Origin of the sequence: Luteibacter sp., assembly GCF_009912395.1 — a bacterium.
Classification (GTDB): domain Bacteria; phylum Pseudomonadota; class Gammaproteobacteria; order Xanthomonadales; family Rhodanobacteraceae; genus Luteibacter.
In genome coordinates this window covers 66,379-91,365 of record NZ_WNDO01000006.1, presented here as the reverse complement: position 1 = coordinate 91,365, position 24,987 = coordinate 66,379, and the positions used below count along the sequence as shown (strand labels likewise).

Here is a 24,987-nt window from a genome sequence, read left to right as displayed (position 1 = left end):
GTAGCGTGACCTCCCGACCCGTCGCTGGAGGCAAACCGTCATGGCCGTTCCCAAGAGTGCGATCGATCCCCTGTCCGGCGTCCGCGTGGAGGACCGCAAGGCCCACGCCGACATCCTGACCCCGGGAGCCCTCGCCTTCGTCGCCGGGCTGCACCGTCGCTTCGACGCCCGCCGCCTCGCCCTGCTGGCCGAACGCACGGCCCGCCAGCAGCGCTACGACGCCGGCGAACTGCCCGACTTCCGCACCGATACGGCCGCCCTGCGGGAGGGCGACTGGACCGTGGCCCCGATACCCGCCGCCCTGCTCGATCGCCGCGTGGAGATCACCGGCCCAGTGGAACGCAAGATGATCATCAACGCGCTGAACTCCGGCGCGAAGGTATTCATGGCCGACTTCGAGGATTCCAGCGCACCGACCTGGATCAACCAGATCGATGGACAACGCAACCTCCGCGATGCCGTGGACGGCCGCATCGAATTCACCAACGAGGCCGGCAAGCGCTACACCGTCGGCGACGACCCGGCCGCGCTCGTCATCCGCCCGCGCGGCTGGCACCTGCCTGAGCGACACATGGAGGTGGACGGCGACATCGTTTCCGGCTCGCTGCTCGACTTCGGCTTGTTCGCCTTCCACAACGCGCGTTCGCTGCACGAGCGCGATCGCGGCCCCTACTTCTATCTGCCCAAGTTGCAGTCGATGGAAGAGGCGGCGCTGTGGAACGAGGTGATGTCCCATGCCGAGAGCGAACTCGACCTGCCCGAAGGTTGCATGAAGGCCACGGTGCTGATCGAGACACTGCCGGCCGTGTTCCAGATGCACGAGATCCTGCATGTGCTGCGCACGCGCGTCGTCGGGCTCAACTGCGGACGCTGGGATTACATCTTCTCCTACCTCAAGACGTTCCGCGCACATCGCGATCGCCTGCTGCCTGAGCGCGGACAGGTCGGCATGACGGTGCCGTTCCTGAAGGTCTATTCGGAGCTGCTGATCCAGACCTGCCATCGTCGCGGTGCGTTCGCGATGGGCGGTATGGCGGCGCAGATTCCCATCAAGGGCGACGATGCGGCCAACGAGGCTGCGCTGGCGAAGGTGCGCGCGGACAAGCTGCGCGAAGTCACCGCCGGTCACGACGGCACCTGGGTGGCGCATCCCGCACTCGTGGCCATCGCACGCGAGGTGTTCGACACACACATGCCCACGCCGAACCAGCTGCACGTGCGCCGTGACGACGTGCACGCCTCGCGCGACGCGTTGATCGCTCCGGCGATCGGCACCGTGACGCGCGAAGGTTTCGACAACAACGTGGAGGTCTGCCTGCGCTACACCGCCGCATGGCTCGACGGCCAGGGCTGCGTACCGATCCATCACCTGATGGAAGACGCCGCCACGGCGGAGATCGCCCGCGCGCAGCTGTGGCAGTGGCTGCACCACGGCCCAATCGAATTCAGCGACCACGCGCCCATCACCTTCGCGTTGTTCGACCACGCGCTGGAAAAGCATCGCCATCGCCTTCGCGAATCCTCCGCACCCGGCGCCGCACGCGCCGACGACGCCGCCTCGCTGCTCGCCGCGCTCACCCGCTCCGACGAACTGCGCGACTTCCTCACCCTGCCCGCTTACGAACGCCTGTCCTGAGCCGACATTTCCAAGGAGAACACGCCATGAAGACGCATACCGCCGAACAGATCACCCTGGACTGGAAGAACAACGATCGCTGGAACGGCATCGAGCGCCCGTACACCGCCGAGGACGTGGTTCGCCTGCGCGGCAGCGTGCAGGTCGAGCACACGCTGGCCCGTCGCGGTGCCGAGCGCCTGTGGCGCTCATTCAACGAGCGTCCCTTCGTCAACGCGCTGGGTGCACTGACCGGCAACCAGGCCATGCAGCAGGTGAAGGCCGGCCTGGAAGCGATCTATCTGTCGGGCTGGCAGGTGGCGGCCGATGCCAACACGGCCGGCACGATGTACCCCGACCAGTCGCTGTATCCGGTGGACTCCGTGCCGAACGTCGCACGCCGCATCAACAAGACCCTGCTGCGCGCCGACCAGATCCATCACGCCGAAGGCAAGGACGGCCGCGACTGGCTCGCGCCGATCGTCGCCGATGCCGAGGCCGGTTTCGGTGGCGTGCTCAACGCCTATGAGCTGATGGGTCAGATGATCGAGGCCGGCGTGTCGGGCGTGCATTTCGAGGATCAGCTCGCCAGCGCGAAGAAGTGCGGCCATATGGGTGGCAAGGTGCTGGTGCCCACGCAGGAAGCCGTGCAGAAGCTGATCGCTGCGCGCCTCGCCGCCGATGTCGCCGGTGTGCCGACGATCATCATCGCGCGCACCGACGCCCAGGGCGCGGGGCTGGTCACCTCGGACATCGACGACAACGACAAGCCGTTCCTCACCGGCAAGCGCACCGTCGAAGGCTTCTACGAGAGCCGCCAAGGCCTCGATCAGGCGATCAGTCGCGGTCTGGCCTATGCGCCGTACGCCGACCTGATCTGGTGCGAGAGCTCCACGCCGGACCTCGAGGAAGCGCGCCGCTTCGCCGAAGCGATCCATGCGAAGTTCCCCGGCAAGAAGCTGGCCTACAACTGCTCGCCGAGCTTCAACTGGAAGAAGCACCTCGACGAGAAGACCATCGCCAGTTTCCAGAAGCGCCTGGGCGAAATGGGCTACACCTTCCAGTTCATCACGCTGGCCGGCTTCCACGCGCTCAACCACTCGATGTTCCAGCTGGCCACCGGCTATCGCCAGCACCAGATGGCCGCATACGTGGCCTTGCAGGACGCCGAGTTCGCCTCGGAGAAGGACGGCTACACCGCCGTGAAGCACCAGCGCGAGGTCGGCACGGGCTATTTCGACGCGGTAAACCAAGTGATCTCGGGATCGTTCAGCTCGCTATCGGCGCTGTCGGGCTCGACGGAAGAGGAGCAGTTCCATCCCGCCACAGCGGCTTAAGCCCCCTGTAGGAGCGCGCTTGCGCGCGATAGCCAGCTGCCGATATTCCCATCGCGCGCAAGCGCGCTCCTACGACAACAACGATTGCTGGCTGGGCTCGCGGGAGGCGAGCTTGGCTGGCTGTCGAGGGGGAGACTGCGGCCGAGGGCGGGGAGACTGCGCGCGGCCGCAGGCGCTATTTTCGGCGCACTGCGGCAACGCGTCAAGAAAAGGGTTCAGCGCTCCGGAGGCACCAGGGCGATCACCGTCCAGCCGGGGCGCGGCTCCAGCTCCCTCGCCCCCGACGCCACGCGCAGGTCGCCCTTCTCCTCCATGCCGAACAGCAACACCGTCCGCGAGCCGTACTGCTCGATGAAGTGCGGCCAGTCGAAGGTCTCGCTCAGACGAGTGGACTTGATCCGCCAGCCCTCACCCAGCAACTCCGCGAAGCGTGCATGGGTCATGTCATCGGCGAACAACGCGGTCGCCAGCAGGCTGCCAGCCAGCGACGCGCGACCGTGGCTTTCCTCCGGCGAGAGGTTGCGCAGGCGATACACCTTGTCCCGCCCGAACTCTTCGCGGTAATGCACGCTCACCAGTGAATTCAGCTCGCGATGCGTCGACATCGCGAACAGGTGGCCGATGCCCGCCAGGTCGAGATTGCGATCCGCCGCCTGTGACGCGGGATTGCCGAAGAAGGTCGGCAGGCCCGCCATGCGCGCCGCGCGTATGCCGTTCCAGTCGTCGTCGGCCACCACTACACGCAAGCCTTCGTTCGCAGCAAGCGCCTGCGCGATTTCCAACGCGACCGTGTCGGAACCGTAGATCAACACGCCGCGCGGCTCGGGATCGGCCACCTTCAACCAGCGCGCCAGCGGACGCGCCGTCGCGCTCTGGAACACCACCGTGCCGATGATCATCAGGAACACCAGCGGCACCATCTTATCCGCACCGCTCATGCCGATCTTTTCCAGGCGAATCGCGAACAGCGCCGATACCGACGCCGCGACGATGCCGCGCGGCGCCACCCAGGCGATCAGCGCGCGCTCGCGCCAGGCGAGCGTGCTGCCGATACTGGAGAGGAAAACCGACAGCGGACGGATCAGCACCTGGCCGACGACGAAGATCGCGATGCCCGCAAACAACGCGCCATCGGGCAGAGGCCAGTCAAGACGCGCGGCGAGCAGGATGAACAACGTCGACACCAGCAGCGTCGTCAGGTGCTCCTTGAAATCCATGATGTCGTCGATGTGCACGTCGCGCATGTTGCCCAGCGCGATACCCATGATCGTCACCGCGAGCAGGCCGGACTCGTGCGCAACATGGTTCGAAAGACTGAAGGCCGCCAGCACGGCGGCAAGCGTGCCGAAGTTCTGCAGGTATTCGGGAATCACCTGCCGACGCAGCAGGCGACCGAGCACGAAGGCGGCGACGCCACCCACGATGACGCCGCAGGCGACCGTGCCCAGGAACACCTGGATCGAATGCCCTTCGCGATGCGACACGATCGCTTCGTACACCAGCACCGCGAACAAGGCGCCGATCGGATCGATGACGATGCCTTCCCAGCGCAGCACGCTGGCGATGCGCGCATTGGGACGCACGGTACGCAGCATCGGCGCGATCACCGTCGGCCCGGTCACGCAGGTCAGCGCACCGAACAACAATGAAAGCTCCCAGCTCAGTCCGCCGATCCAGTGTGCCGCGGCGGCCAGCATCAGCAGGGCCGCCACGGCACCGTAGGTGACCAGTCCCCGCACTGCGTGCCCGATCCCCTTCAGTTCACCGAAGCGCAGCGTGAGGCTGCCCTCGAACAGGATGACCGCCACTGCCAGGGACACCATGGGGAACAGGAGGTCGCCGAGCAGCGCGTCCGGTCTCAGCAAGCCGGAAACCGGTCCAGCCACGATGCCCGCGAGCAGCAGAAAGAGAATCGCCGGCAGGCGCACCCGCCAGGCCACCCATTGGCACAGGAACCCGATGCCGAGCATCAGGGTCAGCAGCATTGCCAGTTCCATAGACGTGCAGATCCTTGTTCCCAAAAGAAAAACGACCGGCTCGCTAGAGTCGGTCGCCTACGGGGATCATAAGGATCCAAATGTGAAAAGGCCGGGTCCCGATGCTGGAGCGGGGGGAGGGAGGGGTATCCAGCATCGGGACGGGGCAGGCAGCCATTATTAAGAGAACCGCCTGGTACAGAATTCTCCGCGCCCGCCCCCTATTTGTCAACTCATCAGTACATGAAACATGTTTTAGGCTGGGCTTGTCCCGAAGCGGCTTTCCGGCATCCGACCCGGCCTCAGACCTTGGGCTGGCAATTCATGGTCGTCTGGGTGGTCGCGACGATGCCGTCCTCGTCCCTGGCCGTGACCTCCCAGACGATCTTGAACGGCTTCGTCGCCGTATGGCACGAACGGTTCGTGGTGTGAGCCTCGGTCTCGTCGTAGAACACGCCCGATCCGCCGACACAGAGAAATCCCTGTGTGCACTCGACAACCCGCATGGTGTATCGAATCGGATAACGCGGATGGCCGCCTACCGCGGCATCGATGTCCCTTGAGTCGCCGGAAACGAGGTCCGCGTCGGGAAATGCGACCGTGAAGGTCTCGCAACCCTTTCCGTCCTGGAACATCCGATAGCCCTTCTCCAGGCCACGCATCGCCGCGTCCTGGAACACCGGATGCTGGATCGCCCTGGCATCCTCGGCGTTGGTATGGAAGCCGACCTCGGCAATGATCGAGGGCATCCTGGCATAACGATTTTCTCCATGCCGCCCTGAAAAGGGATTCTCTTCCACAGGATAGTTCGAATAAGACGGAATGGATCGAATGGACTCCTTCATATAGCAAGCGGCAATTCGCGCAAATTGCTTGCTGTCCGATCGCCCCTCTGCGTAGTACACACGCAGACCCCGCACACCAGGGTTCTCGGCGGCATTCGTGTGCAGATGGATCAGCGAGGTCGCATTCAGATGATTGGCTTAGTAAGGCCGGGAACGAATATCCTGGTCACGTTCAATCAGCGGCGATTTATCTGTTTTCATGCTGTTCCATATCTGGGGAGCATCGGGAAACAAGGACTTGAGTCGGTACCGGGCGCCGAGCTGGTAATAAACCAGGCCACTATCTTCGAATCGATCAAGCGAATCCGACCTAGCCCTGGCGACCTCAACCCCACTCCTATGCTGAAGATATCGTTCAAGACGTCTCGAGAAGCTCGGCGTCGCCATGTCCTCAACGATTCCATTATGAGGGTCACGCTGATATGTCCACTTCTTAAACCCACGGTGGTAGTACATACCGTGGCCGGCAGAAACGACCACCACGTCCTTCGCAGAAGGGGCATCGCGATGCACCCTCGACTGCTGCTGAATATCAAGCTTCGAGTCCTCGATTTCGAGGAACTCACCGATACTTATATCGCCGAATAAAAATCAATCTGATAGTTGATTTTTCTCTCAATCATCACGGTATGAAACGTCGTTTCCAGATCATGAATGATGTCTTCAAAAGCCGCACCGTCGTGAGCTGGCTTATATCCCCGACCAAGGTCCACCATCATCTTGTCTCCCGCATCGGGAACAACAACCTTTACCGTGATGGACTGGGCCTGCCCTTCGATACGCTCCGGCTTGTCCACAACCCTTTGCAGAGCCCGACGGATATCATCCTCCAATACTGCTTTTCCGTCATTGAGAGGACTGGAGCTTCCGTATTGCCTTACGGAAAGGTATTCGACTGCGCCTCAACAACTAGCGAGCCCAGAGTCGACACAGAGAGCACACTGGCGACCAGGATGTTTCTACCCAGAACTAATCTATTCATTCATTGACTCCCCATCCTCACAACGAACGACACCCCATGTGTCATTTGTGCCGGATAGGTCGATTTTCATGAACAGCTAGATCGTCGAACATGAGGCTCGCCCGATGCCCAAGGAGAGATCTCGCCGAAAATAGCGAAGCCTCCCTGGAAAGGGGATCGCTGAAAACAATAAGGCCCCGCCCCTTCAAACGGGCGAGGCCTCGAGGTACCGCATCGCTTTCCCCCGGAACGCGATGGTGACTAAAGGATCAAGACAGTGCTCCGAGATCGAGATCGTAATCCATGAACGACCGGGCATGGGTCGCTGCATCGGCCAGGGTATCGAAGCCCTCGAGTGTCGGCGAAAGCAACCTGAAACGCTGTAAATCCTCCGCCGATCGGAAGCAAAGCAGCGCCAGGTCGGCGTCCCGGTCCGCGACAATCATCCATGATCCACGACTGGGAAGCACGTAGGTGCGATGTGAGGTCTCGTAGATCGAGTAGACTTCCAGCCCGCGTCGGGGAGCGTAAAGCGCTTCCTCGATGTCGCTCGACGGCTCGTCGGGCCGGAATGTCACTGCGCCGAAGAATCCCGTTTCATCGAAATAGCTTCTCGGATCCGGCGCTGTGAACAGATAGCATATTTCCTCGGCGTCCTCGTCATCAGCCATGCTACGTATCGCATCGATAACGTCCACCAGGAATATCTCGGTGTAGCCGAAGGCCATGAAGTTTCGATAGTCGATCGCCGCGACGTGCTCGAACGGCTTCTCGGGAATATTTCCCGTCCGCGATATCCATTGGTCGAAAAGAGACGAATCGGTCAATACTTTCATGGTGTCTGCTTATCCAGGAATCGAACTTTCGCGGCCGCACCTTTTTGGCCTGCGCGATAGAGCTCGCCAGTGGCGCCGTTCGTGCTTGTTGAAAACGTACGCGTAGAGAAGGTCTTCGTTCCCGCCGGGTCGAACCACAACTTCACCGGGCCATTGACCTGTGAAGTGAATCCCGCACCGTCGAGATGATCTTCAAACTGACGTAGTGTCCAACTGGCTTGGTAATTCGGCATCTTGGCCCCTCTGGCCGTAATATCCAAGAGCCGCATCCTTGGCAGCGTCGGTGCGACCGTGGCTGCCGTGGCTGCCGACGCTGCGACGCCTTCGCCAGCGGCTTCCACGGATGCCCGGAGCACCGATGTGGCGGCTCGTGCTGCCATGGTGGCGCCTCCTGCGGCGGCAAACTCCAGCGGGAAGCCGGACGAGGCCACCGCGCCGCTTCCCGATCCTGCCGGTGCCTTGTCGAACACGTTCGACATGGTGAGGATGCTGACGAAGGTCCCCCCCATTCCCGAGATGAAGTTGTAGAGCTTCTCCTGCTCGGAGCCGGGCCAGCGCGACGTGTACGCATCGAGCGGCACGCTCTGCCGCCCGTCCGGGTCGCGGTACGCGACGGGATTGTCGTTGCCGTAGGCAAATCGCGATATGCCATGCACGTCGCCATCACCCGCCGCATCGGGATCGACACTCAGGAATCGTCCCACGGAGGGGTCGTAATACCGGGCCTGCATGTAGACCAACCCCGTGTCGGGATCATCGACATGCCCCGCATAGCCGGGGCCCTCTTCCGGCAGCCCCATCGCGCGATCGCCATAGGGCTTACGGTCGGACACCGTGAGGACGCGTCCGGACTCGTCGGCGGTGGCTAGCACCGAGCCTTGCGAATCGGTGTAGTAATAGGTGACGTGGATCACCTTGTCAGCGGCGTGGCCATTGCCTGCCAGACCGAAGGCAAGCATCCATCCGAAAGCCAGCCTTACCACGAAGGAGATCATGTGTTTCATCGCTTCCACTCGCTCCAGTCAGAGCAGCCTTGCGAATTGCAGGACCGAACACGGTGCCTGCCCTGGAAGGGCAACTCCGAAATATCCAACGAATCCGCCTCGTACTCGGTGGCGCCTCCGCGATTCACGATGATTCCATTGGGATTCGCATTCGGGTCGACATCGTTGGATTCGTACCAGGTCGCTCCTGGCACCGGAGACAAGCTGATGATGAGGCTGATGAACCGGGGGCTGTTTCGGGTATACGCGGTGACGGTCGGTACCGCTGGTATCAGGCTTACCGTGACGCTGGCCACGCCACTGAACGGGCCGCAACCACCTGTATTGCAGGCCTGGACACGATAACCATAGACACCCGTGCCTCGCCCTTGGATCGCGAGGGCACCACTGGCTAGCTGCTGCAGTGTTCCCCAGCCACCACCGTTGACCTGTTCCTGAACAAGGTAATTATCCGCGTCGCTGACGCCGGTCCACGAGACGGTATACGAATCGGAGGCACTCGCCGAAGGCACCGACACGTTGGGCGCAAATTTAGGCGCCACGCGGACAGCTGACGTCGCGACAGGACCATAGTCGCTACATTGAACGTCGTTGCACGCACGCACCCGGAACGCATAGGTTCCCGAATCCGACGCCACATAGGTAACGGCAGGCGCGTTGACCGTGGCGAATGCAGTGAACGCCCCACCATTCCTGGAAACCTCTACCTCGTATTTGACCGCATAGGCCGAAGTATTCCAGGAAATGCCAACCGATGCGCCACTACTCGCGGGGGCCGATACGTTCGCCGGAACGACGGGATGATGCTTCTCGTCCACACGAGGCGAAGCCACCCAGGCGCTACATCCGACGTCGTTGCAGGCGCGTACCTGGTAAATATAGAAACCATCGGACGCCGTATAGTGCTGAGTCGTCAACGCAGGCCCCTTGTAGAGGTCGACGGACGCGTTCCACTGGTAGCTGACCTGGACTTCGTATCGGCTGGCATCAGGGGATTCGGACCAATGGACCGTTACGATGAACAAGTCGGCGGACGCCGAAGCCGACACCGAGGCAGGCGCAGCCGGAGCTGCGGGGGGTGCTCGGACGATTACGGGAAAGGGCTCACTGGAGCGTTTGCAGCTGTCGCCCCGACAGGCCTGTACCTGATAACGATAGGTGCCGGCATCCTGATGCACCCTATCCACGGACCGCCCCGCGCCCTTGTAGGCGAGAATGGCCTCGCCACCGGGAGTCAGCTCCAGCACCTCGTAATATTCGGCTCCGGTCACGGCAGTCCATGTGAGATGGATCGTTTCCCCCAGACCCACGCTCGACGGGCCACTCAGCACGGGCGGCTGATCGGAAAGCTTTTGAGTATCCATGCGCGCGACGAGCTTGTTCGCCGCATAGACATAGTCCTTTCCCGTCTCCGTCGCTGGATCGTATTCCCACATCAGACGGCCATTGGCCGTATAGGCGTAGTAGGTGTCCTTCGTACCGCGCGAGAGCTTCACTCGCCGACCCGCAGCGTCATAACGCATCGACTGCCCCATCGTATCGACAAGTCGATTTCCCAGATCGAAACGACGAGGCACCGCGTCCTTCGCCGTGGCATTTCCGCGTTTATCGTAGGCGAACGTCGTGATGGCCGTACCCGATGCGATCGACTGCAGACGATTCGCACTGTCGTAGCTGTACGTCCGCTGCGATCCGTTGAGCACGATGGCAGCGATATTGTTCAAGGCGTCGTAGGCATACGACTCATCGCCCCAAAGCGACGACTTGGCGGAAACCAGGCGATCCAGACCATCGTAGCCGAACGTCTTCGTTCGCTGCCCCGTGGTCGCCAGATCGGTGATGGTGAGCGGATTGCCGTTGGCGTCGTATCGAATATCCTGGCTGATCGCGAGCTGCGAGGCCGTGCCGTAGCTCGCATTGGCGACGAGATGCCGGGCATTCTGCTGCGCATTGAACGACACGCCATTACCGAGCGTCATCGCCTGCAACGTTCCGTCTGGGTGATAGGTGATGCCGGTGGCAAAGGACTCGACGCGTCGAGCCCGCCCCAGAGCATCGACGTCGAACGAAAGGCCTTGCCCATCCGGATAGGTGATGCCGCTCGGATGACCCGAAGCATCATAACCGTAGCCGAAAGACCAACGGTGACTGTCCACCGACAGCGTTTCCGACGTCAAGGCACCACGCGAATTTCGCTCGAAATCCCAGGCTATATCACCCGAGGCGCTATGCGTCACATCGCCTGCGGCATCGTAGGTGAAGGCCTGGCCGGGCGAGCCATCGGCATAGTTGACCGTGAGGAGGCGATCGCGTGCGTCGTATTCACGACCGACTTTGTCTTCCGCGAGCGCATCGGATCGACCACACTGGACATCATTGACGGGGTCGATCTGACCGACGGCTGTCCAGATGACGTTGCCGTTGTCGTCGTAGTCCGCGACCGTATTGCCACTCTCCGGTTCACGCGTCCGGCAAAGTCTCTGCGATGCGTCGTAGAACCACCATTTGGTGAGGCTCAGTCCACCACCGGACTGGGTGACGGACAATGGCTTTCCGTAGATATCGCGTTCGATGGATTGGCTCAAGCCTTCCGGCGCGTCGATGCGCAGCGGCCGGCCATAGTCCGGCTGATCGAAGACCTGATACGTGGTGACAGTCCGTGCCTGGCGGGCGTCCGTGTTGGCGACGCGCGCACCGGACAGGTATTCCGTCTTCGTCGTGAGGATGCCTTGCTCGGATGTGCTACGTGTCGCCGACAGACGCCCCAATCCGTCGTGATCGGTCCACACGCCTTCATTCATCGCCCCGAGATCGGGCGTCCCGGCCATGGCGTAGGAGTCGAACGTGGTCTGTCCGCGCCAGTCGTATGCGTGTCCGCGGCTCGAGGCCAGCGTACCGTCCAGAGCCATCTTGTCTTCCAGCACCGGCCGGAACCACGCGTCGTAATCGGTATGGGCGGTCGCCTGCCCCTCGCGTTCCGTACGCCGCAAATGCGCCGAGGGTATGCCTCGCCCCGCCGCAACCCATTCGTAGGAGATGAACCGATCATTCCAAGGCATTCCCATATACGCGGGATAGACGACATGCGTCAGCCTGTTCATAGGGTCGTAGGCGTATTGCGTCAGTTCGCCCCGTTCGTTGCGGATAGCCGTGACATTACCCACCTCATCGACCGCGATCGACTGCTCCGCGCCCGCGGGTGCTCCAGCAGTCGCAGGAAAGACGATATGCCGGGGAATGCCTCGCATGTAGTCGCCGAGGGTCGTCACGCCGCCCTTGGGGTTGGTGAACGAAGCGAGATTGCCGTTCGCATCATAGGCGTAGCGCATGGACAGCCGGCCAAAATCGTATCGTGCGGATAACGTCAAGGACGACGGATCGTACTCCCGGCGGGAGATGACATGGCCAGTGCCCAGCTCGTCCGTCTGGACGGGGAGGCCGATAATCCATCGCACCTTGTCGTTGAGCCAGACGGATCGTTCGGAAGACACCGTCTGCGGTGACATGGAAGAAAAACGACGCGTACGCACCGGCTGCGCGAACTCATCGAATTCGTCGACCACGGCTTGATAGGTATCGCCATCCTGAAGGATCGACTGTCCACTGACCGGCGTGATGCGGGTGATTCTCGCGTCGTTCATGCTTCCTGGCGAGGGGTCGTACCCAAATCGTACCGGATAGGGGCCTTGTGCCGCCGAAGCATAGGTCGTTACCACGGACCGGGATGGCGATCCGCCCGCGTTGTAGTCGACGCGCTGCAACTGGCCCTCCGTCTCTCCCCAGGCGATGCTGAACGTGTAGCGGTCCGATGCGCCGTCGGGGCGCACTTCCGTCACCGTGTTGGAGGCGCAAATCGCATCGCCACATTGACCGGCCCAACTCGCATGCGGCGTTCCGTGCTGATAAGACCAAGCCAGGCGGGTGCCCGTGCCTTCCTGCGTGCGAGCCACGATGGACTGCGTATAAAACTCGGCAGGAGCCGCCGCGTACCACGGTGTGTTGTACTCGTTGGGGTAGCACACTCGCGGCACGTTCGCACGCCCATGCTTGGTCAGGGTGATGTCGTAACTCTCGATCAAGCCCGAGGGTCCCGATATCCGGCCCATGAAATGCTTTCCCCACATGTCACTATGGGATATACGGCCCTCGACACCGATGTCGCAGGTACTGACATCCGGCTGGATGTCGCCGACCATGGCATTCGCGAAGCTGGAAAGATCGAAACCGTAGGCCATGCCATCGGGTTGCTTCATCGTGGTGAGATAATGGTCGGTCCTGGCAGGGCTGATCACCTTGGTCGTATAGGCGTACTCCCAGGTCCTGATAGCGTTTCCACTGCCCAGTGTCATCGAGGCGATCGTTTGATCGGCGTTCCACGCGAAACTCAAGCTCCGTCCGTCGCTTCCGTCGATGCGGGTCAGGCGATCGCCGTCATAGCTATAGTTGAGGTAGTTTCCGAACCGATCCTCGATGCGAGTCACCAGCATGGCGGCGCGATACACCGGCAGCGTGAACGTCTGCGGGGTGCCCATGGTCGTCTGCACGCTCGTCCGCCTCGAGTCGAACACCAGCCAATCGAACCAATAACGAGTCCCGTCTGGCGCCATGCCAAGGAATCCCTCGCCGGGTTGCCCGTTCTTTGTGGACGGAAGGCAACCGAACTGCCAGTTATCCGTGGTCACGGCACCATGGCTCGACTCCAGGCTCACGCCATTGGCGTCGGTCGGCGCCAGATGGTTGTCCGGATGCCGCTCGAGCAACTCCCTGGCGATACCGTCCTCGGTGACCAACTGCATACCGGTAAACCAGTCCGCATCGCGAAAGGGGCCCCAGCGATTCAGTGCGGCTGACGGCGAGGCGAACTCGCTGCAACGGGTGTCCTTGATTTGGCCCAATCGCATGATCTGCCACTTCATGTCGCCAGGTACGCGTGTCACCAAGCGCGGTATCGCGATATTCCAATCGCCAAAGCCCGGCGGCTGGTACATGGTGGGTTCCGTGAGTTCGCCAGGGTGCATCTCGCGCCCCAGCCGAAGCAGCGGTCCCGTGCCGGCCAATTGCGCATCGATGGTAAAAAAGGACAACTCACCCGTGTAGCGATTGATGCGCGCTCCGAACGGAGCATCCCCCAATGGCTGGATGCTGTCGTTGATCTTGATGAGATCCTTGTACTCGTGCTCGGGTACCGCCGCCGATACCACCCCGGCCGCCATGCACAGCGCCATCGCGCCAAAGAAACCGTACCGGACCTTGAGGCGCGACCACCCTTTCGTGACCAAGCGGCCACGAACATGCATTCGAGTCATGTTTGTCATCTCTCGTTTCTTAAGCGACACGTCGCCCCGTCGTATCCATGCCGACGCCCTGTGCCACTCAATGGGTCGCGTCGAGAAAAAATGCGGGCGATGTGGGGACCCCGCATGGTCGCCATCGGTACGCACCGGGTGCGCAGCGATGGCGACAGCGATATCTCACGATATTGCGGCAAGATTTTTCGGATGTCTGTAGGGGAACCCCTACAAGGTACTTTCCAGCGCCGAATCCATCGTTCGCTGTCCGTCCCTCCGAAATTCGAAAGGGCCGGACGGCGTCGCGTTCGCGTCACTCAAGGCGGCAAGACGGTCGCTCTTATGCAGACCGTCGCCACGGGCTTGTACTCCTGACGAGCCCTCCTCCGACCGAGAGGGGCTACCAGCTATTACCGCTCTGCGTGACGATGAACGTCGGCTCCGAATTCCGGAACGCCACCTGCCCCGGCAGCACGCCGCTGACCGAGTTGTTGGTGAGCGTCGCGCTGCCGTTCTTCGCCGGGTAGAACGGTGCGCCGATCACGATGCCGTTGCGCCACGGCGAGGTCACCGTGTTGCCCGTGAGCTGCGTGTTGGTGGAGGTGGAGAAGCCGATGCCGTCGAACATCGGCTGCACGACGATGTTGCCGGTCACGACGTTGCCGTCGACGACGCCCACGTTTTGGCCATCACTTCCATTGCCGATATGGATCGCTGGCTGTCCCTGGTCGAAGCCGTTGCCGCCCGCCCGTTCGATCTGGTTGCCCGCGATGCGCGAGTTGTGCAGGTCGTCGCCGTTGACGCCGAAGCGGCCCACGCCCAGGCCGGTGTATCGCGCCGTATCGGCGATGAGGTTGTTTTCCACGTCATGGCCGCTGCCGCCATAGACGCCGATGCCCTTCCCGTTCCATGCGCCGATCAACGTGTTGTTGGTCTCATGGATGTTGGTCATCGCGTCGTAGTAGACGCGATTGGAACCGTCGCCGTTGTAGTGCACGGAGTTGATCGCCATCGCATCGTCGCCGGTGCCGCGGATGAAGTTGTTCGTGGCGGTCAGGTTATTGCCCTGGTGGGCGTCCAGCGAGACGTTGTTGAGATTGCAGCCATCGGCCCAGACCGAGGTCACGCGATTGTTGCGGATGGTGCCGCCGTTGCCGGCCGCCCAGTAACCCGACAGTACGTGTTCGGTCCAGAGGTTTTCCAGCAACCAGTTGTCACCCGCGATATCCATGGCGCCGCCCGCACCATCGACGCTTTCGCGGCTGGTCGCGTTGGAATCAAGGTGAAGGCCACGGATGGTGGACGAATGCACCTGGAACAGCGCGCCGAGACCGCCGTTGTTGGGCAACGGTACCTGGCGATCGATGGTGCTGTACCACATGCCCGCACCCTGGATGGTCAGGCCGTTGACGATGAGGCCTTGTGTGCCCTTGAGATAGAAGGTGCCCGGCGGCACCCACAGCACGCGGTGCTGCGACTGGGCTTGGTTGATGCAGTTCTGGATCGCCCCGTAGCTGTCCGGCGCGTTGTTGTCGCCGCGGCCGCGAGTGGGCGCGTTGTCCGGCACTGCGCCGCAATCGGTGATTGACAGGGAGCCCACCGGCTGCGCGAGCGGTGCCGGCGGATTTTCCACGTCGATCACGTCGATGTCGTAGAAGCTCGCCGTGTTGTCGCTGTCCTTGCGGAACGAGAACGTGCTGCCCGGCCCGATCGGATCGCCCTGCACGAAGAAATGGCTGTCGTCGAAGAACGCGCGCGGTTTGCCGCTGGCCGGATTCTGATCGCTGGCCTGGTACGACTGACCTTCGTAGATCCACGACTGGTGCGAATTGAGATCGACGTGCTGGCGGAAGACGCCGTTCACGTAGAGGTTCAGCGTGGTGTCGATGCCGCCGCCCTGCGCCGCGTCGGGCACACTGGCGCGGACGTCGATATAGCTGATCGGCTGGCCGGTGTCGTTGCTCCACCAGATCTCTTCACCGGTGCGGCGCAGTTCGACATAGGCGTGCCCGGAGGCCTCCAGCGCGGGCGTCGCGAAACGGTCGGTGGGGGCCGCGGTCAGCGACACCAAGTGCGAGCCGTTGAGGTGCCCCGCTTCGGCTTCGTAGCTGACGAACGGCGTACGCGCGCCTTCGGCGTAGGCGCCCGCCGAGGCCGCAAGCAGCGCGGGGATCAGGACGCCAAGCGCACGGCGGACGGGGAGGATGCGATCGATCATCACGGTGGTCTCGCAAGAAGGGGACCGGTCGCAAGCTACGGCGATGGGAGGGGCGGTTCGTGGCAAAAAATCGCGGGGATTGGACAGGGCTGCCCAGGGTGGCTTTGGGCGTGACCCGTGTCACGGCTGTCGCGCGCAGGGCGCGCTCCTACCTGTAGGAGGGCGCCCTGCGCGCGACAAACCCAGCGAAGCCCACCCGTCCGTTGCGTCCACAGAATATACGATGTATATATATTTCATATATTCCCCATATCAGGATCCCCATGGGCATCGTCAACATCGATGACGAGCTGCACGACCAGCTCCGTCGCGCCTGCACCGTCACCAGCCGCTCCATCAACGCCCAGGCCAATTTCTGGATCCGCATCGGCATGCTCTGCGAACTGCATCCGGACCTCAGCTTCCAGGAACTGGTGGCCCGCGAGCTACGCGACGCCGGGGTACGCTCCCAACCGCTGGCGGCATCGGCGTGATCAAGGCGCCCGACGAGATCCTTCGGATGACCGAGGCCGACCGCTTACTGGCGTCGGTATTCCACGCGCTCGATCGCCTTCCGATGGAAGGCATGAGCACGATGCAGATCAACGATATCGTCGAGGTCATGATCGTCGGCGAACTGAATGCGCGGCCGGCGAGCAAGGGACAGTATGGCTTCCTCTATGTGCTCAACGCCTCGATCGACAACGTCGTATGCCACGGCATGCCGTCGACCGACGATGTGCTGCGCAACGGACAGATCGTCAATCTCGACATCACGCTGGAAAAGGACGGCTACATCGCCGACTCCAGCACCACCTACCTCATCGGCGAGGTGGACTACGCGGCACGACGGCTTGTCGACACGACGTACCAGGCCATGTGGAAGGGCATCGCCGAGGTCCGTCCCGGCGCGCGCCTGGGCGACGTGGGTCACGCCATTGCAAAGCACGCGCGCGTGAACGGCTACAGCGTGGTGAAGGAGTTCTGCGGCCATGGTATCGGTCGCGAGATGCACGAGGATCCTCAAGTGCTTCACTACGGCCACCGCGGCACCGGTGTCGAATTGCAGGAAGGCATGACCTTCACCATCGAACCGATACTCAACCAGGGACGCGCAGCCATCCTTCATCAACCCGACGAATGGCCGGTATACACCCGAGACGGAAAGCTTTCCGCGCAGTTTGAGCATACGGTGGCCGTGACACGTAGCGGCGTACGGGTGTTGACTCTCAGACCGGGTGAGAAGCCTCTGTGTGCGATGACCTGAATCGCCAGGGACGCTTGCGAGACTCTTGCAAGGAAACGCCTGTCGGAGCTCCCAAATCGCGTACCACAGGATGCGTGATGTGAATTCAGGGCGGCTATTCGCGTCAATCCGCAGCGAACTGTGAGCACCCTTCGCGATGTGCGAAATGCGAACACGTCAGTCCATCGTGGGGCATGGGATATTCCACTATGGAATCACTGCCCCACGAAATGACATACATGCTTCTCTCATCGTCGATGCACAACCTGAAGTCCATGCGGCCATGCCGCGCTGTCAATTCCGCCTCGATGGCGTCAAGGGCATTCCCTTCCCTTTCGTAGGCGTGATATGCACTCACGGGCACCGTATGAGTGACGCCATTGAGGGTGAACCGGATCAACGCGCCCCGCTGATGCCCATCGAGCAACATGCCGCGCCCATCGACACTCCACTGGGCGGGATAAAGGAGGTTGCCACCCAATTGCTTATGGTTCGCCCATTGCTTGAAGTCCTTGCCATCGGCCGGCCACGCGACCTTGCCATCAGCGCGCTTAAGACTCAGCCCCAGCTCATCGGCGCCCGATCCGATTCGTTCAAGGATCCTGGACCGCTGGTACAGGTCATGATGATCCCCCAACGCCAACGCATGAAAGTTTCCAGGCGTGAAAATGCCGAACACCAGGGTGCTACCCGTTTCCCCTTTGGTACTACGAGCAAGGTGGAGATGACTGATTCCGCACGAATGGAAGAGAAAATCGTTGAACTTCCAGTCCGCCACCCGCTTGCTCGAATAGGGAAACAGGTCGTCACCCGCCTCGATGGCATCGCGCAATAGCTGCCACTTTGAAACATAGGTGTCCAACTCCTCATCGAACCCCGCCGTCGTACGCACGTCCCGGGGCTTCATGGGGATACGTTTTAATTTGAGGCAACAGTAGGCTAGTGGATAGATATCCGGCCCGACGCTCTTGTCCGGCGAAATATCCAGACGGAATTCATGTTTGATGCGTCGCCTGAAGTGGGCGAACCAACCATGCATCAATCGACCTTTCATCTGATTTCCTTCTGAACGGCGGTGACGGCGAACGACACACCGCACGGCGAAAGCATCGACCTTTCGGAGCGCCAAGCTTTCTTTCAGATACGAAAGAAGTGCAAGGCCGGGATCTTAGAATCGCCGGTAATGCAACGCCTCAGCCAGATGCGGCTGTTCCACGCAGCCGGTACCGCCTTCCAGGTCGGCGATGGTGCGCGCGACGCGAAGGATGCGGTGGTAGGCACGCGCCGAGGCACCCAGCTTGTCGAGTGACGATTCAAGCCACTCGCGCTCGGCATGCGGCAGCGCGCAGTCGCGTTCGAGGTTGACGACACTCAGTTCCGCGTTGCTCTGCCCCGAACGCAGCAAGGCCTTCTCGCGCGCATTGATGACGCGGCGACGCACCGTGGTGGTGTCTTCGTCGCGGGGCGAGGCCTTGGCGGTGAGTGCGGAGATGGGAACGCGCGGGACTTCCACGCAGAGATCGATACGGTCGAGCAAGGGACCGGAGATGCGCGAGCGGTAACGCTGGATCTGGTCGGGGGTGCAACGGCATTCGTGATGCGGGTCGCCCGCGTAGCCGCAGGGGCAGGGATTCATCGCGGCGACCAGTTGGAACTCGGCCGGGAAGGTGGCCTGCCGTGCGGCGCGGGAGATGACGATCTGGCCTGATTCCAACGGCTCGCGAAGGACTTCGAGCACGTGCCGGGAGAATTCGGGCAACTCATCGAGGAACAGCACGCCGTTATGCGCCAGCGAAATCTCGCCTGGGCGGGGACTTGATCCTCCGCCGACCAACGCGGCGCCCGAAGCCGTGTGATGCGGGGCCCGGAAGGGACGACGGCGCCAGCCCTGGGGGTCGATCTCCTCCCCGGCGAGGGAGCGGATGGCACAGCTCTCCAGCGCCTCGGATTCCGTCATGGGGGGAAGGATGCCGGGAAGGCGCTCCGCGAGCATGGTCTTGCCGGTGCCCGGCGGCCCGATCAGCAGCAGGTGATGGCCACCGGCGGCGGCGATCTCCAGGGCGCGACGCGCTTGGTGCTGGCCCCGGATGTCGCGCATGTCCGGCCCGGACTGCGGCAGGTCGTAGAAATCGACCGCGGCCGGTGGCGGCACCAGTTCGGTCTGGCCGCTGAGCCAGGCACAAACCTCGGCGAGACTGTCGGCGAGCAGGACATCGGCTTCGCCGATGAGGGCTGCCTCGGCGGCATTGGCCCGGGGGACTACGATGCGCCGGCCACTGCGCCTGGCCCGGATCAGGGCCGGAAGGATGCCAGGGACGGCACGCAGCTCTCCGGAAAGGGCCAGCTCGCCAAGGAATTCGCAGTCGTCGAGCCGTTCCCTGGGGACCTGCGAACCGGCGGCAAGGATGCCCAGGGCAATGGCGAGGTCGAAGCGGCCGCCGTCCTTGGGAAGCTCGGCCGGCGCCAGGTTCACGGTAACCCGGCGGTTGGGATATTCGAACGCGGTGTTCTGGATGGCGACCCGAACGCGGTCGCGCGCTTCACGGACAGCCGCTTCGGGCAGTCCGACGATGGACGTGGATGGCAGGCCGCCGGATAGGTGGACCTCGACGACGACCTGCGGCGCGGCGACACCCTCCTGCGCCCGCGACAAGGTGACCGCAAGGCTCATAGGTGCAAGTATCGTAACCGGTTACGTATCTGGCCGGGCAGCGAACGTCTTCGATCCGGTAGGGATCCTGTTCGCATACGCACTCCTTGCGCGCCGGCGGGGAAAATAACCGCCCCCGACCGCTCTCGGGGTGAGGGTGACGGATCGGAGGCGGTCCCGGGATGTGCAGCCGTCCTACTGGCCGCGGTGCGCAGCGCTGACTTCGAGATCAGCGATGCGCTTTTCCAAACTTTCGAGCTTTTCGCGCGTCCGGGCCAGAACCTGACTCTGGACGTCGAATTCCTCGCGGGTTACGAGATCGAGGCGGCGTAGTCCTTGCGCCAGAATATCTTTGAAGTTGGCGTGCATATCCTCACGCGCTTGCGCCAACCCTGGCGGAACCAACGATGCCAACCGCTGTGCGAGTTGATCAATACCCTGCACATCCATCTTGCGCACCTCGATGTCGTGGAATGAATTTTAGGTGATTGGATTGTAGGCGCTATAGGCGCTTGCCTACACGGCTTGTAGGGTTTTTCCTACAAACGCCTCCGGGAGACGCCCGGCAGCCCGGATGGCACAATGGCCATCCCCGCGCCGGCACCCGCCTGCGCCCCAAGGAGCCTTACATGAAGCTGGTGGTCGCCATCATCAAGCCGTTCAAGCTGGACGACGTCCGCGAGGCCCTCGCCGACGTGGGCGTCCAAGGCGTCACCGTGACGGAAGTGAAGGGCTTCGGCCGCCAGAAGGGCCATACCGAGCTGTACCGAGGCGCCGAGTACGTGGTCGACTTCCTGCCCAAGATCAAGCTGGAAGTGGCGGTGGCCGACGACCAGATCGAGCGCGTGGTCGAGGCCATCCAGCAGGCCGCCCGTACCGGCAAGATCGGCGACGGCAAGATTTTCGTGAGCCAGCTCGACCAGGTGATCCGTATCCGCACCGGCGAACTGGATAACGACGCCCTCTGAAGGGCGTCGTTTCAGGGCGACCTCAGGCGGCGGCCTGGCCCATTCGCTTGAAGCGGCGGTGGTGAATCTGGATGCCTGCGTAGTAAGCCATGTAGTAGCCGATGGTCAGGCCCGCGATCACCATGGTCAGCGGGCTGTTGCCCGGGGCCGGGGTCTACGGATGCAGGGCCGCGCCGCCGAACATGGGCGCCAGCACCAGGAAGCGCCAGGCCAGGCGTCCCAGCAGCAGCGCCGTCAGGGCCGCGCCGATCCAGGGATTGGGGATGTAGCAATCCTGTCCGCCGGTTCCCAGCTCGAAGCGGGTCAGGCGAAGGCCGAGGATACCCAGCGCCGCGCCGACCACCAGGCCACCGAAGCCACCTTCCGCCAGGCGGATGTCCTGCAGGCCCGACGACAGGATCAGCAGCGCCACCAGGCCGAACAAGGCCACCCGGACGGTCATCCGCTTCGTGCGGATCGGCTGGCGGCCGAAGCTGCCGCGCACCCGGCGATAGATGCCAAAGGCGATCAACCCGCCGATAAGGATGGGGGTGAACAGCGAGGCGGGGGACTGCGTGGCTACCTGGGCAAGCATGGCGTGGCTCTCGCGTTGATCGGATGGACACAGATTAGCCATTGCCCCTCGCCCCCACGAGGGCCAGTCGCCACCCATCGCGGGTGACGACTGTCAGGCGGGGTCCGAAGACCCCGCCACGTCGGATCAGGCCTTGGCCTTGCCCTGGTTGGCCACGGCAGCCATCTTGGCGGCGATCTCGGCCTCGTCGCCCAGGTAGTAGTGCTTCACCGGGTGCATGTTCTCGTCGAATTCGTAGACGAGGGGGATGCCGTTGGGGATGTTCAGTTCGGCGATGTCATCGTCCGAGATGTTGTCGAAGAACTTGACCAGGGCGCGCATGGAATTGCCATGGGCGGTCATCAGCACGCTCTTGCCCGATTTGATCGCCGGGGCCAGCACCTCGTGCCAGTACGGCAGCACGCGGGCCACGGTGTCCTTCAGGCACTCGGTGAGGGGGACGTCGGCGATGCCCTCGTAGCGTGCGTCGTCGGCGAAGGACATCTCGCCCGGCTTCAGGGCCGGCGGCGGGGTGTCGTAGCTGCGGCGCCAGATCTTGACCTGATCGTCGCCGTACTTGGCGGCGGTCTCGGCCTTGTTGAGGCCGGTCAGCGCGCCGTAGTGGCGCTCGTTGAGACGCCAGTCGGTGACCACCGGGATCCACATCAGGTCCATGGCGTCCTGCACGTGCCACAGGGTGCGCACGGCGCGCTTGAGGTAGGACGTGTGGGCCAGATCGAAGGTGAAACCGGCGTCCTTGAGCAGGCGACCCGCCTCGCGGGCCTCCGCGACGCCCTGCTCGCTGAGGTCGACATCGGCCCAGCCGCTGAAGCGGTTTTCGAGGTTCCAGGCCGATTGGCCGTGGCGGATCATGACGAGCTTGTACATGGCGTCCAACGCTGCGAGGGGAAAAAGGCGATGGTGGGCCGTGACCCGGGGGCCGTCAACTTCAGGACCCTGCCGGAAGTCACGCTAAACCTTGCGCCCGGCTGACGCATCCTAGGCCTACCAGACCACTCGTGGAGTAACACACCATGCGCCGTACCCTGCTTTCCGTCCTCGTCGCCCTCACCATCGCCGGAGGCGTGATTGCCAAGGACACCGACCCGTACAACAAGGTCAATGGCTCCGTGGAAGTCTCCGCCGGCGAACACGTCGACAAGGTCAGCACCGTCAACGGCAGCGTCCGCGTGGGCGACCGCGCCGTGGTGCAGAAGGCGCAGACCGTGAACGGCTCCGTGAGGCTGGGCGACTCGGCCTCGGCCGACAAGCTGGACACCGTCAACGGCGCGGTGAACCTGGGTGCGAAGGCCAAGGTGAGCGGCGATGTGAAGTCCGTGAATGGCCGCGTCTATCTCGACAAGGGTGCCGATATCGGCGGCCGCCTGTACAACGTCAATGGCGAGATCGAACTCGACAACGCCCACGTCGGCCAGGGCATCGAGACGGTCAACGCGGACCTGACCGTGGGCAGCAACTCGAAGGTTGAGGGCGGCATCCTCTACAAGAAGCCGCAGGGCAACGGCTGGCGCGACGAGAATCGCAACCCGAAGGTCGTGATCGGCCCGCACGCCGTGGTGAAGGGCGACCTCACCTTCGAGCGCCCGGTGGACCTGTTCGTGAGCGATTCGGCATCGGTCGGCAATGTGCAGGGCGCGACGGCGAAGAAGTTTTCGGGTAGCGCGCCGTAAGGCCTGATCGCGCGCAAGCGCGCTCCTACCTGTAGGAGCGCGCTTGCGCGCGATAGCCGGTCAGAGCCAATCCCGCGGCTTGAGATAATCGTAAAGCTTCGCCTCGGCACTCCCCTGCTCCGGCGCATAGGCGTATTCGAAGCGCACCTGCGGCGGCAGGCTCATCAGGATGGATTCGGTACGGCCGCCCGATTGCAGGCCGAATAGCGTGCCGCGGTCGTAGACCAGGTTGAACTCCACGTAGCGGCCGCGACGGTACAACTGAAAATCGCGTTCGCGCTCACCGTACGGGGTGTCCTTGCGACGCTCCACGATAGGCAGATAGGCATCGAGGAAGCCCTGCCCCACGTCGCGGGTGAAATCCATGCAGCGGTCGAAACCGCCTTCGTTGAGGTCGTCGTAGAACAGGCCGCCCACGCCGCGCGTCTCGTTGCGGTGCTTGATGAAGAAGTAGTCATCGCACCACCGCTTGTAGCGGTCGTAAACGTCGGCGCCATACGGCGCGCACAGATCGCGCGCCACCGTGTGCCAGTGGCGCACGTCCTCGTCCACCGGATAGAACGGCGTCAGGTCAAAACCGCCACCGAACCACCACACCGGTTCGACGCCCTCTTTCGAGGCTTCGAAGTACCGCACGTTCGCATGCGTGGTCGGGATATGCGGATTACGCGGATGCAGCACCAGCGATACGCCGGTAGCGACGAAACCGCCGCCCACCAAGTCCGGCCGGTGCGCCGTGGCACTGGGCGGCAGCTGCGTGCCGGAGACCCGTGAGAAGTTCACGCCCGCCTGCTCGAAGATCGCGCCGTCGCGCAGCACGCGGGTGCGTCCGCCGCCGCCGGCGGGACGGGTCCAGGCATCCTCCTGGAAACGCGCCTTGCCGTCGATCTCCTCGATGGCGGCACAGATGCGGTCCTGAAGACCTCGCAGGAAGGTTTCGGCAATATCGGCTTGTTCGGACATGGGGACCGCATCCTCTTGGCAGGTGTGCAGCTTATCAAGTGTGCCCGCGCCCACCGCTGCGACACGCGGCCGCGCAGGGGTGACGCCTCAGGCGATGCGCGCGGCCATGCGCCGGTTGCCGGTGAGCGACGCCCAGCGCATGCCGGTGTCGATCCACATCAGGTAGCCCGCCTCCATCGCCATGCGCACGACATAGCGCCGCGTCCATGGCATGACTTCTTCGGCGCCCAGCGGCGACGCGTCGAAGCCTAGGCGCGTGGCGAGGTACATGCAGCGGGCCAGGTGATAGCGGCTGGTAACCAGCCATACCGCCGGCAACGGTGCCCGCTCGCTCCCCCGCAACAATTCGCGGGCATGGCGCAGGTTTTCCAGCGAGTCGATGGACACCTGTTCCAAGGCCAGTGGCACGCCAGACGGCCACCCCTGCCCGAGCAGCCATCGCCGGCCGGCCTCCGCTTCGCTGACATGGCCACCGCTCATGCCGCCGAGCAGCATGACGATGTCGGCGCGTCCTTCAAGGGCATTGGCGCGCGCCCGTAGCAACCGCGCCTGGAAATCCCTCTCCGGCCGGTCGTCCACGAGACGACGGCCGAACACGAGGAAGGTGCCGCGATGCCCGGCGGTCACCGGCGAACGGCGCGCCAGCCTCAGGACGCGGATGAAATGCGCGACATACAACAGGCCCAGGCTACCCACAAAGCCCACGGCGGTGACCAGGGCTGCGACGAGGATGTCGCGATCGCTCAGGTACCGCCACACGCCACGGCGCAGGGGCTTTAGCAGGCCGGTGGACATACGTGGGCGACGCATCCGGGGGAAAACGCGGAGTCTACCCGGAGCCGACGATGGCTGAATCG

20 protein-coding genes are annotated in these 24,987 nt (G+C 63.0%); 6 read left to right on the top strand and 14 right to left on the bottom strand.

The features are described 5' to 3' along the window. Positions 1-40: 40 nt before the first annotated feature. Both aceB and aceA read left to right on the top strand, forming a co-directional pair. Positions 41-1,636: a malate synthase A gene (aceB, locus tag GAK28_RS08075; protein WP_291776915.1), complete on the top strand. Its 1,596-nt coding sequence runs from the start codon at positions 41-43 to the stop codon at positions 1,634-1,636. A gap of 26 nt (positions 1,637-1,662) precedes the next feature. Continuing rightward, a complete protein-coding gene (gene aceA, locus GAK28_RS08070) occupies positions 1,663-2,952 on the top strand; it encodes an isocitrate lyase (protein WP_291776913.1) in 1,290 nt (429 codons plus the stop codon). Between the two features lie 215 nt (positions 2,953-3,167). Here the strand turns inward: aceA and GAK28_RS08065 are convergent, their stop codons facing one another. The 7 genes from GAK28_RS08065 to GAK28_RS08035 form a co-directional block, all read right to left on the bottom strand. After that, complete coding sequence (locus GAK28_RS08065; protein WP_291776911.1) at positions 3,168-4,949, bottom strand: sodium:proton antiporter; 1,782 nt, start codon at positions 4,947-4,949, stop codon at positions 3,168-3,170. A 281-nt stretch (positions 4,950-5,230) separates the two neighbouring features. Beyond that, positions 5,231-5,902, bottom strand: a complete 672-nt coding sequence (locus tag GAK28_RS08060) for an N-acetylmuramoyl-L-alanine amidase (protein ID WP_291777207.1) — start codon at positions 5,900-5,902, stop codon at positions 5,231-5,233. 443 nt (positions 5,903-6,345) lie between these two features. Then, positions 6,346-6,606 (bottom strand): hypothetical protein, encoded by a 261-nt coding sequence (locus GAK28_RS08055; RefSeq protein WP_291776910.1) that lies wholly within the window; start codon positions 6,604-6,606, stop codon positions 6,346-6,348. A gap of 397 nt (positions 6,607-7,003) precedes the next feature. Beyond that, positions 7,004-7,570 carry a hypothetical protein gene (locus tag GAK28_RS08050; RefSeq protein WP_291776908.1) on the bottom strand — a complete coding sequence of 189 codons (567 nt, stop codon included), beginning with the start codon at positions 7,568-7,570 and terminating at the stop codon, positions 7,004-7,006. Next, positions 7,567-8,574, bottom strand: coding sequence for an RHS repeat-associated core domain-containing protein (locus GAK28_RS08045; protein ID WP_291776906.1), 1,008 nt, complete (start codon positions 8,572-8,574; stop codon positions 7,567-7,569). The genes GAK28_RS08050 and GAK28_RS08045 overlap by 4 nt, the downstream gene beginning before the upstream one ends. Next, positions 8,571-13,880, bottom strand: a complete 5,310-nt coding sequence (locus GAK28_RS08040; protein ID WP_291776904.1) for a hypothetical protein — start codon at positions 13,878-13,880, stop codon at positions 8,571-8,573. Before GAK28_RS08040 ends, GAK28_RS08045 begins: the two co-directional genes overlap by 4 nt. 382 nt (positions 13,881-14,262) lie before the next feature. Continuing rightward, positions 14,263-16,080, bottom strand: coding sequence for a hypothetical protein (locus tag GAK28_RS08035; protein WP_291776902.1), 1,818 nt, complete (start codon positions 16,078-16,080; stop codon positions 14,263-14,265). 263 nt (positions 16,081-16,343) lie between these two features. Here GAK28_RS08035 and GAK28_RS08030 point away from each other — a divergent pair, with 263 nt between their 5' ends. Both GAK28_RS08030 and map read left to right on the top strand, forming a co-directional pair. Next, the gene (locus GAK28_RS08030) at positions 16,344-16,553 is read left to right on the top strand and encodes a ParD-like family protein (RefSeq protein WP_291776900.1); all 210 of its coding nucleotides are present in this window, start codon (positions 16,344-16,346) and stop codon (positions 16,551-16,553) included. Next, positions 16,550-17,326, top strand: a complete 777-nt coding sequence (map, locus tag GAK28_RS08025; protein ID WP_291776898.1) for a type I methionyl aminopeptidase — start codon at positions 16,550-16,552, stop codon at positions 17,324-17,326. The genes GAK28_RS08030 and map overlap by 4 nt, the downstream gene beginning before the upstream one ends. Positions 17,327-17,429: 103 nt before the next feature. Here the strand turns inward: map and GAK28_RS08020 are convergent, their stop codons facing one another. The 3 genes from GAK28_RS08020 to GAK28_RS08010 form a co-directional block, all read right to left on the bottom strand. Continuing rightward, the gene (locus tag GAK28_RS08020; protein ID WP_291776896.1) at positions 17,430-18,359 is read right to left on the bottom strand and encodes a hypothetical protein; all 930 of its coding nucleotides are present in this window, start codon (positions 18,357-18,359) and stop codon (positions 17,430-17,432) included. Between the two features lie 114 nt (positions 18,360-18,473). After that, positions 18,474-19,976: a YifB family Mg chelatase-like AAA ATPase gene (locus GAK28_RS08015; protein WP_291776894.1), complete on the bottom strand. Its 1,503-nt coding sequence runs from the start codon at positions 19,974-19,976 to the stop codon at positions 18,474-18,476. 174 nt (positions 19,977-20,150) lie between these two features. After that, positions 20,151-20,405: an accessory factor UbiK family protein gene (locus tag GAK28_RS08010; RefSeq protein WP_291777205.1), complete on the bottom strand. Its 255-nt coding sequence runs from the start codon at positions 20,403-20,405 to the stop codon at positions 20,151-20,153. A 179-nt stretch (positions 20,406-20,584) separates the two neighbouring features. On the opposite strand from GAK28_RS08010, the gene glnK reads away from it, so the two are divergent. Beyond that, entirely contained in the window at positions 20,585-20,923 is a 339-nt protein-coding gene (gene glnK / locus GAK28_RS08005) for a P-II family nitrogen regulator (protein WP_291776892.1), read from the top strand. Between the two features lie 154 nt (positions 20,924-21,077). On the opposite strand, the gene GAK28_RS08000 is transcribed toward glnK, so the two are convergent. Together GAK28_RS08000 and gpmA are read right to left on the bottom strand one after the other, a co-directional pair. Beyond that, on the bottom strand, positions 21,078-21,497 hold the full coding sequence (locus tag GAK28_RS08000; protein WP_291776890.1) for a hypothetical protein: 420 nt from the start codon (positions 21,495-21,497) through the stop codon (positions 21,078-21,080). Between the two features lie 126 nt (positions 21,498-21,623). Next, positions 21,624-22,364, bottom strand: coding sequence for a 2,3-diphosphoglycerate-dependent phosphoglycerate mutase (gene gpmA, locus GAK28_RS07995; protein ID WP_291776888.1), 741 nt, complete (start codon positions 22,362-22,364; stop codon positions 21,624-21,626). Between the two features lie 146 nt (positions 22,365-22,510). On the opposite strand from gpmA, the gene GAK28_RS07990 reads away from it, so the two are divergent. Next, the gene (locus tag GAK28_RS07990; protein ID WP_291776886.1) at positions 22,511-23,167 is read left to right on the top strand and encodes a hypothetical protein; all 657 of its coding nucleotides are present in this window, start codon (positions 22,511-22,513) and stop codon (positions 23,165-23,167) included. 60 nt (positions 23,168-23,227) lie between these two features. Here the strand turns inward: GAK28_RS07990 and hemF are convergent, their stop codons facing one another. Together hemF and GAK28_RS07980 are read right to left on the bottom strand one after the other, a co-directional pair. Continuing rightward, positions 23,228-24,130: an oxygen-dependent coproporphyrinogen oxidase gene (hemF, locus tag GAK28_RS07985; RefSeq protein ID WP_291776883.1), complete on the bottom strand. Its 903-nt coding sequence runs from the start codon at positions 24,128-24,130 to the stop codon at positions 23,228-23,230. A gap of 87 nt (positions 24,131-24,217) precedes the next feature. After that, on the bottom strand, positions 24,218-24,925 hold the full coding sequence (locus tag GAK28_RS07980; RefSeq protein WP_291776882.1) for a YdcF family protein: 708 nt from the start codon (positions 24,923-24,925) through the stop codon (positions 24,218-24,220). Positions 24,926-24,987: the final 62 nt, after the last annotated feature.